Annotated in this window: 13 protein-coding genes; all 13 read left to right on the forward strand. The window is 29.7% G+C overall.

The window, feature by feature from the left end:
* Positions 1-27 precede the first annotated feature (27 nt).
* The 13 genes from rimO to radC all read left to right on the forward strand — a co-directional run bounded on the left by rimO (position 28) and on the right by radC (position 11866).
* A complete protein-coding gene (gene rimO / locus B2P65_RS11415) occupies positions 28-1347 on the forward strand; it encodes a 30S ribosomal protein S12 methylthiotransferase RimO (RefSeq protein WP_346848376.1) in 1320 nt (439 codons plus the stop codon).
* A gap of 238 nt (positions 1348-1585) precedes the next feature.
* The gene (pgsA, locus tag B2P65_RS11420) at positions 1586-2128 is read left to right on the forward strand and encodes a CDP-diacylglycerol--glycerol-3-phosphate 3-phosphatidyltransferase (protein WP_346848509.1); all 543 of its coding nucleotides are present in this window, start codon (positions 1586-1588) and stop codon (positions 2126-2128) included.
* Positions 2129-2292: 164 nt separating this feature from the next.
* Positions 2293-3327, forward strand: a complete 1035-nt coding sequence (recA, locus tag B2P65_RS11425) for a recombinase RecA (protein ID WP_035128736.1) — start codon at positions 2293-2295, stop codon at positions 3325-3327.
* Positions 3328-3716: 389 nt separating this feature from the next.
* A complete protein-coding gene (gene rny / locus B2P65_RS11430; protein ID WP_051823775.1) occupies positions 3717-5270 on the forward strand; it encodes a ribonuclease Y in 1554 nt (517 codons plus the stop codon).
* A gap of 198 nt (positions 5271-5468) precedes the next feature.
* Positions 5469-5738, forward strand: coding sequence for a stage V sporulation protein S (locus tag B2P65_RS11435; RefSeq protein ID WP_035128739.1), 270 nt, complete (start codon positions 5469-5471; stop codon positions 5736-5738).
* 375 nt (positions 5739-6113) lie between these two features.
* Entirely contained in the window at positions 6114-7307 is a 1194-nt protein-coding gene (locus B2P65_RS11440; RefSeq protein ID WP_346848378.1) for a pyridoxal phosphate-dependent aminotransferase, read from the forward strand.
* 23 nt (positions 7308-7330) lie between these two features.
* Positions 7331-7585, forward strand: coding sequence for an HPr family phosphocarrier protein (locus tag B2P65_RS11445; RefSeq protein WP_035128745.1), 255 nt, complete (start codon positions 7331-7333; stop codon positions 7583-7585).
* Between the two features lie 68 nt (positions 7586-7653).
* Positions 7654-8628 (forward strand): tyrosine-type recombinase/integrase, encoded by a 975-nt coding sequence (locus tag B2P65_RS11450; RefSeq protein ID WP_346848379.1) that lies wholly within the window; start codon positions 7654-7656, stop codon positions 8626-8628.
* 69 nt (positions 8629-8697) lie between these two features.
* A complete protein-coding gene (locus B2P65_RS11455) occupies positions 8698-9186 on the forward strand; it encodes a hypothetical protein (protein WP_346848380.1) in 489 nt (162 codons plus the stop codon).
* 163 nt (positions 9187-9349) lie between these two features.
* Positions 9350-10114, forward strand: coding sequence for an SPOR domain-containing protein (locus B2P65_RS11460; RefSeq protein ID WP_346848381.1), 765 nt, complete (start codon positions 9350-9352; stop codon positions 10112-10114).
* Between the two features lie 207 nt (positions 10115-10321).
* Positions 10322-10582: a DUF4321 domain-containing protein gene (locus B2P65_RS11465; protein ID WP_035128757.1), complete on the forward strand. Its 261-nt coding sequence runs from the start codon at positions 10322-10324 to the stop codon at positions 10580-10582.
* Positions 10583-10591: 9 nt separating this feature from the next.
* Positions 10592-11167 carry a Maf-like protein gene (locus B2P65_RS11470; RefSeq protein ID WP_346878631.1) on the forward strand — a complete coding sequence of 192 codons (576 nt, stop codon included), beginning with the start codon at positions 10592-10594 and terminating at the stop codon, positions 11165-11167.
* Positions 11168-11179: 12 nt separating this feature from the next.
* A complete protein-coding gene (gene radC, locus B2P65_RS11475; protein WP_346880169.1) occupies positions 11180-11866 on the forward strand; it encodes a RadC family protein in 687 nt (228 codons plus the stop codon).
* The last annotated feature ends 11 nt before the right edge of the window (positions 11867-11877 follow it).

Consider the following 11877-nt stretch of genomic DNA (forward strand, 5'->3'; position numbering starts at 1 on the left):
ATATATAGATCACTTAGGAGGATAAAGGTGGAAAAATTAAAATTTGGAGTAATAAATTTAGGTTGTGACAAGAATAGAATAGATGCAGAAATTATAATAAGTAGTTTGAAGAGTAGATATGAAGCGGTGACAGATGAAAGGCAGGCAGACATATTGCTAGTTAACACCTGTGGATTTATAGAAACTTCAAAGCAAGAATCTATTGATACCATATTAGAAATGGCAAAATATAAGAAAGATAAATGCAAGGTGCTCATAGCTACTGGGTGCTTAACTCAGAGATATGGTAGTGAGCTTTTAGAACTTATGCCGGAACTAGATATAATTTTAGGTGTAAATGATTATGATAAATTGCATGAATGTATTGAAAAATCTATGAAAACCGGAGAAAAGAGCTGTATTACAACTTATAGTGATACCAATATAAACATTGGTAATAGACAGGTTACAACAGGAGGAAGTACTGCTTATATAAGAATATCTGAAGGGTGTAACAATATTTGTGCCTACTGTGCAATTCCTAAAATAAGAGGAAGATACAGAAGTAGGGATATGGAAGATATCCTTAAAGAAGCTAAAGAGTTAGCTTTAAATGGATATAAGGAGTTAATTATAGTAGCGCAAGATACTACTAATTATGGGGTAGATATATATGGAAAAAAAACTTTACATATTCTTTTAAAAGAGCTAGATAAAATTAAAAGTATAAAATGGATAAGACTTCTTTATTGTTATGCAGAAGAGCTAACTGATGAAGTTATAAATGAAATAGCTATCAATGATAAGGTGTGTAAGTATATAGATATTCCTATACAACATATCAGCGATGATGTTTTAAAGGCTATGAGAAGAAAAGGAAGAAAGAAAATAATCACTGAAAATATTAAAAAGCTTAGAGATGCAGTTCCTAATATAACTATAAGAACTACTCTTATAGTAGGATTTCCAGGAGAAACAGAAGAGAATTTCTTAGAATTGTTAAATTTTGTCAAAGAAACTAAATTTGATAAGCTAGGAGTATTTACTTACTCTCAAGAGGAAGGTACTGTGGCTGCAGAAATGGAAGGTCAAATAGAAGAAAATATTAAAGAAGAAAGACTTCACTCTATAATGATGGCTCAACAAACTATATCAACAGAAATAAATGAAAATAAAATAGGTAGAACCTATGATGTATTGATTGAAAGTAAAGAAAAAGGAACATATTGTGGAAGAAGTTATGAAATGGCTCCAGAAATTGACGGAGAGGTTTATGTAAAATCTAATAAATTAAGTATAGGTGATTTTGTTAAGGTAAGAATAAAAGATGCACTAGAGTATGATTTAATAGGAGAAATCCTTAAATAATTTTTAGATTTATATATTTATAATAAAAAAATATTAATTAATAATATAGATAAGGATATAAAGTAAAATTAGTATTAATAAACTAAATAATTTTTAGATTTTATTGTATAATGTTTGTATAAGATAAAATAATTACTATTATAGAAAATTTGTTTTTGCTATTTACAATAAGAAGTAAATTTTAATTAGGTAAACAGATTATAAGATTGTTAAATTTCAGGAGTAGGAGATGTTAATGATGAATCTTGCAAATAAGCTTACAGTGCTAAGAATAATGTTAGTTCCGATATTCTTAATATGTGCAATGATTGATACCACCGCAACTAATATTATTGCTTTATCAATATTTATTATAGCTTCAGCAACAGATAAATTAGATGGCTATATAGCTAGAAGCAGAAATCAGATAACTAACTTTGGAAAATTCATGGATCCTCTAGCAGACAAGCTTTTAGTTACCTGTGCTCTAATACTTTTAGTTGAAAAAGGAATTGTTGCTGCCTGGGTAGTAGTTGTAATAATTGCTAGGGAATTTATAGTATCAGGATTAAGGACATTAGCTGCTTCACAAGGCGTGGTAATAGCTGCAAGTAATTGGGGAAAGCTGAAGACTGTAATTCAGATGATAGCTATCATAATGGGACTATTATCTCTAGTATATAATCCAGGGTGGCTTAATATTACAACCCAGGTTACCATATACCTAGCAGCTGTTATAACTATTGGATCTGGAGTGGATTATTTTATTAAAGGAAAAGATATTATAAATATTAATGAATAATGTTTATAATTCTATAACTATGTCAAAAATGGTAAAGAGTTCCTTGAAAGAAATTTAAAGGAACTCTTTACTATAACACTTGACCTGATAAATTAAATACTATATAATAAACATATAAGAACTATTGTTCGTGATGGAAGGATGTGAACCCTAAAGGGGAATTTATGAATAACGATAAATTAAAAGCATTAGAAGCAGCTATGGGACAGATAGAAAAGCAATTTGGTAAAGGCTCAATAATGAAATTAGGGGAAGAGAGCACTTTAAATATAGACTGCATATCTACAGGATGTTTAGGGCTAGATATTGCACTGGGAATTGGCGGAGTTCCAAGAGGAAGAATAATTGAGATTTTTGGGCCAGAATCCTCTGGTAAAACTACTGTAGCTTTACATGTAGTTGCAGAAGCTCAAAAGAACGGTGGTTGTGCAGCATATATAGATGCAGAACATGCCCTTGATCCGGTTTATGCAAAGGCATTAGGCGTAGACATAGATAACTTAATAGTATCTCAACCAGATACAGGTGAGCAGGCTCTTGAAATTACAGAAGCCTTAGTTAGATCTGGTGCAATAGATATAGTAGTTATAGACTCTGTTGCTGCCTTAGTTCCAAAGGCTGAAATTGAAGGTGAAATGGGAGATGCCCATGTAGGTCTTCAAGCTAGACTTATGTCTCAAGCTTTAAGAAAACTTACAGGTTCTATAAACAAATCAAAATGCTCTACTATATTTATAAACCAATTGAGAGAAAAAGTTGGAGTTATGTTTGGAAATCCAGAAACAACTCCAGGAGGAAGAGCTCTTAAATTCTATGCCTCTGTAAGAATTGATGTAAGAAAGATAGATACTATTAAACAAGGAGAAACCTTCTTAGGAAATAGAACTAGAGCTAAGATAACTAAGAATAAAGTTGCACCACCATTTAAACAATCAGAATTTGATATTATGTATGGTGAAGGAATATCTAGGGTTGGAGATATATTAGACATTGGTGTTAAAGAAGAAATTGTCCAAAAAAGTGGCGCTTGGTTTGCCTACGGAGACGTAAGACTAGGCCAAGGAAGAGAAAATGCTAAAAACTTTTTTAAGGAAAACCCAGAAATTGCCAATGAAATAGAAAATAAAATAAGGGAAAAATACTCTTTGCCATTAAATAACAATCCAGTAAAAGTTGAGAATAAAGTAGAAGAAAAGTAAATTACTTTATTAAATCAGATAAAAGATATGTGAAGCTTTAAGTAAAAATATATAACTTAAGCTTTACATATCTTTTTTAATTAAAATTTTAAATATTGTGTATGAAATATACAAATAAATGTATAATTAAAGTATGTGATATTTTAATGTAAAAATTAAAGGTGATATTCTAATTAAAAAATTTTTTTTAAAGGTTCAAGTCGAGCCTAAGAGCTAAGTTGAGAGAATTTGTAGTATTTAGTAATAACCTTGACAATGATGTTAAAGTAATATAAAATGAATACAAATACTGGTTTAATATAAGAGGAATTGAATAGAATATGCACCTTTTCGAGCTTTCATTTTACTGCTAATATATGTCATAAAAAAAGCAAAGGAGGTGTTGGAAATTGACTGAACCAAGTCAAATTATTTTAATAATAGCTATTGCGCTAGTTGTTTGTTTAGTCGCTATTTTTGTTTTTATTTATACAAGAAAGAATATATCTTTAGCTAATGTATCTAAATCAGAGGAAGATGCTAAAAAGATTTTAGGTGAGGCACAAAAAGAAGCAGAATCTAAAAAGAAAGAAGCAATCCTTGAAGCTAAAGAAGAAGTTCATAGATTAAGAGCTGATTTTGATAAAGAGTCCAGAGAAAGAAGAAATGAAATTCAGCGATTAGAAAGAAGGGTTCTTCAAAAAGAGGAAACTTTAGATAAGAAAACCCTATCAATAGAAAGAAAAGAAGAAGTATTATCTAAAAAACAACAAGAGGTTGAGACATTAGAATCAGGAATACAAGAATTATATAATAGTGTAAGAGAAGAATTACAAAGAGTAGCAGGATTAACCTCAGAAGAAGCAAAGCAAATACTATTAGACGAAGTAAAAAAAGAAATTAAACATGAAACAGCAATAATGATTAAAGAAATTGAAGCTAAAGCTAAAGAAGAAGCCGATAAAAAGGCAAGAGAAGTTATAACATATGCTATACAGAGATGTGCAGCAGACCATGTAGCTGAATCTACAGTACATGTTGTATCACTTCCTAACGATGAAATGAAGGGAAGGATTATTGGGCGTGAAGGTAGAAATATAAGAGCCCTTGAAACTTTAACTGGAGTTGATTTAATAATAGATGATACTCCGGAAGCTGTTATTCTTTCAGCTTTTGATCCTATTAGAAGAGAGGTAGCTAAAATTGCCTTAGAAAAACTAATAGTTGATGGAAGAATACACCCAGCAAGAATTGAGGAAATGGTTGAAAAAGCGAAAAAAGATGTTGAGAATGACATAAGAGAAGAGGGCGAGCAAGCCACCTTCGAAACTGGTATCCATGGATTACATGTGGAAATAATCAGACTTTTAGGAAGATTGAAATATAGAACTAGTTATGGTCAAAATGTATTAAAACATTCTATAGAAGTTTCATACTTAGCAGGTCTTATGGCGTCAGAGCTTGGAATGGATCCTACCATGGCAAAAAGGTGTGGATTATTACACGATATCGGAAAAGCTGTAGATCATGAAGTAGAAGGACCACATGCACTAATAGGTGCTGAGTTAGCTAAAAAATGTCATGAATCTCCAATAGTTGTAAACGCTATTGCAGCTCATCATGGAGATGTAGAGTATCAATCTCTAGAAGCAGTACTAGTTCAAGCAGCAGATGCTATATCAGCAGCTAGACCAGGTGCTAGAAGAGAAACTCTAGAAGCCTATATAAAAAGATTAGAAAAATTAGAAGAAATCGCAAACTCATATGAATGTGTAGAAAAGTCATATGCAATTCAAGCCGGAAGAGAAATCAGAATTATGATTAAACCAGATGATGTTGATGATGCAGGTGCTATTGAAGTGGCTAGAGATATTGTGAAGAAAATAGAATCAGAACTAGAATATCCAGGCCAAATAAAGGTTAATGTTATCAGAGAAACAAGAGCAGTAGAATATGCAAAGTAAAATTAGGTAATGAAAAAGGTGAGTCTCCTATTTAATAGGAGGCTTTTATTTTTGTCTATTATATTAAGTGAAACTATAATTTGCAATAATCTAAAATTGTATTTTCAATAAAAGGAATTTTCAATTAAATGTAGAAATAATATATAGGATTCTAATAATATTAGTTTAATAAGTAGTAATAGTAGTAGGAGGTTTAATATGGAAGTATTAAAAGTTTCAGCAAGATCTAATCCTAATTCAGTAGCAGGAGCTCTGGCAGGAGTACTAAGACAAAGTAGTGGGGCAGAAATTCAAGCTATAGGAGCAGGCGCAATCAATCAAGCAGTAAAGGCTGTAGCTATAGCTAGAGGATTTGTAGCGCCCAGTGGAATGGACCTGGTGTGTGTACCAGCATTTACAGATGTAGAAATTGATGGTGAAGAAAGAACTGCAATTAAATTGATAGTACAATCTAAAAATAATTTTTAGGTTATAAAGACATGAAATTAAAAATTTAATTTCATGTCTTTAGTCTTTATATGTAGGTAAATAAGCTTCAGAACTTTGGATAAATGTTATAAAAAATTAGTATGTAAATATAAAAAATGAGAATAATAATAGTAAGTTAAAATTACCATATAATCTTTACACTATATAGAATAAGTGTTATTATACAGATATGAAGTATATCTTTCATATGAAGTTCTAATGCATTTTAAAATTCATTAGATGTAGAATATCCAACTCGTTTATTATATTTTTGAGAATATAATTGAATGAAAAGGTTTAAATAATATTTCTTTTATTTGGATAGTTTTAATTATTTTATATTGTAAAGAATAAATATTAATGGGGGTAGTTATAATGATGCTATCAAAAAAAGCAATGGAAATTTCACCATCACTTACATTAGCAATTACAGCAAAGGCTAAAAAGATGAAAGCAGAGGGGATTGACGTTATAGGCTTCGGTGCAGGAGAGCCAGATTTTAATACTCCAAAAAATATACAGCAAGCTGCTATAAAGGCAATTGAAGCAGGTCAAACAAGATATACAGCGGCTTCAGGTATAATTGAATTAAAGGAAGCAGTTGTAAATAAGTTTAAAAAAGATAATAACTTAACTTATAAAACTTCTCAAATTATTATTTCAACAGGAGCTAAACAATGTTTAGCAAATATTTTTCAAGCTATATTAAATCCGGGAGATGAAGTTTTAATAGGTGCTCCATATTGGGTTAGTTATCCAGAACTTGTACAATTGGCTGATGGAGTTCCAACTTTTGTTGACACAGAAGAAAGTAATTCTTTTAAACTAACAATTGAATCTTTAGAAAAAGCAGTAACTAAAAAGACTAAAGCTATGATACTAAATAGCCCTAATAATCCAACAGGAACAGCTTATACGAAAGAAGAGTTAGAGAAAATTGCAACTTTTGCACAAAAACATGATATAATAATTATATCAGATGAAATATATGAAAAACTTTTATATGGAGAAAGTGGTCATATTTCTATAGCAAGTTTATCTGAAGATGCTTATAATAGAACAATAGTAATAAATGGGGTTTCAAAAGCTTATGCTATGACTGGATGGAGAATTGGTTATGCAGCAGCTAGTGAAAAGATAACTTCATTAATGTCAAACATACAAAGTCACACTACTTCAAATCCATGTTCAATATCTCAATATGCATCTGTAGAAGCTTTAAATGGAGATCAAAGCGAAGTTGAAAAAATGAAACAGGAATTTAAAAAGAGAAGAGATTTTATGGTAGATAAAATTAATTCTATAAATAACTTATCCTGTGTTAAACCAGAAGGTGCATTCTACGTTATGGTAAACATATCAAAGGTGTTAAATAAGGAAGTGGACGGAAAGATTATAAAAGACTCTCTTACATTCAGTGACTTACTTCTTGAGAAGGAGAAGGTTGCAGTAATACCTGGTATTGCTTTTGGAGTAGATGATTTTATAAGATTATCTTATGCTACATCTATGGAAAACATAGAAAAAGGATTGAATAGAATAGAAGACTTTGTTAATGGCATAAAATAATTTCTCGTAAATGAGGTGATAATATGCTAACAAAGGAAATAATCATTAATAATCCACAGGGATTGCATGCAAGACCAGCAACTTTATTAGTTCAAAAGGCTACTACTTTTAAGTGTGAAGTTACTATAGAATGTAATGGTAAAGGAGCTAATGCAAAAAGTCTCATTGGAGTATTATCCTTAGGAGTTAATAAGGGATATACAGTAAAAATTATAACTAACGGAACTGATGAGGAACTTGCACTTACAGAAATCATTTCTACTGTAGAAGGATTATAATTCAAATAAAAGAACTGCTTAGGCAGTTCTTTTGTTCTATAGTAGCCTTTGTAAAGGAGGAGGATTTTATGAATGAAATAATATTACATAGTAAAAAGGAACTTTATTTAGAAAAAAATAAACATTTTATTCAATGCTTCCTAGATATTAAGGGTGGAAGAAGTAAATATACAGCTATTAGCTATGAGAAAGACATAAAGGATTTTTATAATAAGTCTGATGTAACTGAAATAACCATAGAAAATATAAGAGAAATAAATATATTTCATGTTCAAAAATTTATCCTTGATTTGCAAAATCAAGGATTATCTTCTGCAACTATTAATAGAAAGATATCATCGCTTTCTGCTCTTTATAAGTGGCTTATGAAGTATGAAGATAATTACAGTGATATAAGAATTATTAAGTATAATCCTTTTGCTAATGTGAAGGAAGAAAAACCTATTGTAACTAATAAAGTTACAGAATTTTTGACTGAGGAAGAAAGTAAGATTTTACTGGGAAGTATTGATACTACAACTGTACTAGGACTTAGGAATAAAGCTATATTAGCATTAGCACTCACCACTGCACTAAGAAAATCAGAAATGATAAATATAAAAATATGTCATATAAAAAAGTATGGAGAGTATGATGTTATAGAAGTCACTAGAAAAGGAAATAAAAAAGATTTAGTAAAGCTTCAACCTAAGGTGAAAAGTTTAATTGAAAAATACATTTTAGTTACAGGAAGAGATAAAGAAGAGTATAACAATAGTTATTTATTTATAGGACACTCCTCTAATAATAGAAATGGAGAGAAGTTAAATCCTAGTACTTTAAACTATATGCTTAAAAATATATGTAGTAAGTGCAATATAAATAAAAAATTAAAAGTTCACTCCACTAGACATACAGCTATAACTATGGCCATTACTCAAGGAGCTACCATAGAAAAAGTTAGAGAATTTGCAGCTCATAGTAGTATTGCTACTACCAATAGATATGTTCACTCTATAGACAAGCTTAAAGATAATCCAGGAGATAATATGGATATAATATAAAGTTATAGGAATTTATTAGAGGCTAAAGGCATACATTTTTAATGTAATATAAAAAATGGAGGTATGTTCATGGCTTTTGATAATGAATATGAATTTGTACCCTTGGCGCCTATGACACATAATTCTTTGCCCGATGAAATGAAAGATTTCATATCTGTATGTGGTATGATGGGAATAATGCCAAGAAATAATTTTATACATCCAATGCAAAAAGAGCTGGCTCAAGTTATAGATTTAAAAGAAACTAATGAGGACATAGATATTCCTGCGGAGACTTATTTAGATGAAGACTTTGAAGATGATGTAGAGAGATATGTAGAGGAGAATGGAAATAGATTATTGAAAGACTTTGATGATGAAAAAGACTTTAATTCTACACCGGTTTCATCAAAAGAAGATAATAATGATGAACTTATGAGGATAGAAAAAGTTATTAAATCCATAGAAAGAAATAATCTAGGAGTATTCAAATTTTTAGAAGTTAATGGAATGCCTTATGACAAGGCAAAAAAATTTATTAGAAGAGTAGTAAGGCTATCAATTCGTTATAATGAATAACATGAATAAAAAAATCGACTATGTCGATTTTTTTAATTTTTATAATAAATTATATAGTAATATTTACCTTTAATTATATATATAAATTAATAGGACACATTATTTTAAGGTTTAAATTTTAAATTATAAATTAATGTTTATTAATTAGAAATGGGGGTATAAAATGAAGTACACAAGATACAATATTAAATCTAAACCAAAGAGTAGTAACAGTTTTTTATTTTATTTAGCTATAACCTTACTTTTGGCATTACTATTAGGAACTTTTATATTTAAATTTGTACTTAAAGACTCAGGTAAAATAGGCTTTATTAAGGGTATAGATATAAATAATTCTGAACAACAACAAAATAGTGGTAAAGTACCTGGTAAAAGTGAAGTAAAGGAAGAAGGAAATTCAACTGGAATAAAGGAAGAAAAAGCTGTGTCAGAATATAATTTTTATATACTACAGTGTGGTGTATTTAAAGTTAAAAGTAACGCTAATGAAACATTAAATAAATTATCAGCCTTTGGTAATCCTTTTATAGGGCAAGAGGGAGAGCTATCTAAGGTGTATTTTGGAATGTATTCTGATAAAAACATAGAAAATGGAGCTTCAATATTAAAAGAAAAGGGAATAGATAATACTAAAGTAACTATAAATATACCTATGGAAGATAATTCTACAAAACAATTTTGTGAAATTGTAGATAGTTTGTTGCAAGTTGTAAATAAGACTTCAGAAAGTGGTGTAAAATCTATTAATACCAGTGAACTTAAAAAGTGGATAGATGGATTGGAGAAAATAGATGAGAACATGAAACAATACAATGAAGTTAATTCTTTGAAGGAATATATAAAGGCTCTTCCAGATGAAGTAGATAAAAATAAGGATGGAGAAGTATTAAAATATGTTTATGACCAGCTAATAAAGTTTAAAAAATAAGGTATATATTATTTTTAATAAGTTGATATAAGGCTATCTGTGAACAAAAGTTCACAGATAGCCTTAATTTATAAAAAAAGTTTAAAAAATTTGTTATAGTCTTGTGTAAAAAAATATTAAATGTTACACTATATTAGATATAAAATGTTATATTGGTTAATACAAATAGTATATTGCACATTTTAAATATACTGGGGGATGTTTTTTATGGGAAAATCATATAAAACCGCTAAAGAGTATGTATTTATAACTCTTCTGGGGGCTATTTCTGGAAGCTTTATTGGAGAATTTTTAGGAAATACTTTTAAAGCCTTAGATTTTTTAGGAAAAAACTACTTTATAGGATTAAAAAATCCTTTAGTCATTGATTTAAAGGTCTTAGAATTAACTTTTGGACTAGGATTTGGTTTGAATTTAATGGCTATAGTAGGTATGGTTTTAGCAATAGTATTATTTAAGAGATTCTAGGAGGAAGTTATGGATATAGTATTAGCTTCTGCATCACCAAGAAGACAGGAATTATTAAAAAGGTTAGTAGATAATTTTAAAATAGAGATTAGTAACTTTGATGAGTATTCTGTTGAATTTCAAGGTGATATAGATAAACATGTGTGTGATTTAGCTGAAGGAAAAGCTAGAAATATTTTGAATAAAGTGCAGAAAGATAGTATTGTCATAGGCTGTGATACTGTAGTATATTTAAATGGGAAAATTCTTGGGAAACCAATAAATGATAAAGATGCATTTGAAATGCTAAGGTCACTCAGTGGAAATGTACATAAAGTTTATTCCGGGCTAGTTTTAATAAACAGTAAAACCAAGGAATTAATAAGAAAAAGCGTTTGTACTGAAGTTAAATTTATGAACCTATCTGAGGATATGATACTTAGGTATATTGAATCAGGTCAATGTAATGGTAAAGCTGGTGCCTATGGGATACAAGATAATGCTGCTATTTTTGTGGAGAATATTAATGGCTGTTATTACAATGTAGTAGGATTGCCTTTAAATACTTTATATTTATCACTAAGGGAGATGGGGGTAAATCAATAAAGGAGTTAGTTTATGAACTATAAATTAAAGATTAAAGATTTACCTAAAAATGAAAGACCTAGAGAAAAAATGTTAAGGTATGGGGCAGAATACCTGTCTAATTCTGAACTTTTAGCCCTTATATTGAGGACTGGAACAAAGGAAGATAGTGTTTTAAATCTATGTGATAGGTTATTATCTCATTGTGGAGGCATAAATGGAATTTTCAGCCCCAGTATTAATGATTTAAAGCAGGTAAAAGGAATAGGGGAGGTTAAAGCTACTCAAGTTTTAGCCCTTGCAGAGCTAGCTACCAGATTTAATTCTTTTAAATCCGGTGAAGAGCATATTGTAAGTAGTCCTAAAGATGTGTCTAATTATATGATGAGACAAATGAAAGGTTTAAAAAAAGAATATTTTAAGCTAATTATGTTAAATACTAAAAACATAATTATATCAGTTAAAGATATTTCTATAGGAAATTTAAATAGTTCCATTGTTCATCCGAGAGAAGTCTTTATAGAAGCTATAAAGCTTAGTAGTGCATCAGTGATATTGTGTCACAATCATCCATCAGGTGATCCAACACCTAGCAAAGAGGATATACTAATAACTAAAAGACTAAAGGAGTGTGGAACATTACTAGGAATTGAAGTTTTAGATCATATTATTATTGGTAACGAAGCTTATATAAGCTTAAAAGAAAAAGGTATTATATAGATTGAGAGGAG

It is taken from the genome of Clostridium sp. UBA3061 (genome assembly GCF_002367465.1).
In the GTDB taxonomy this organism is placed as follows: Bacteria; Bacillota; Clostridia; order Clostridiales; family Clostridiaceae; genus Clostridium_J; species Clostridium_J sulfidigenes.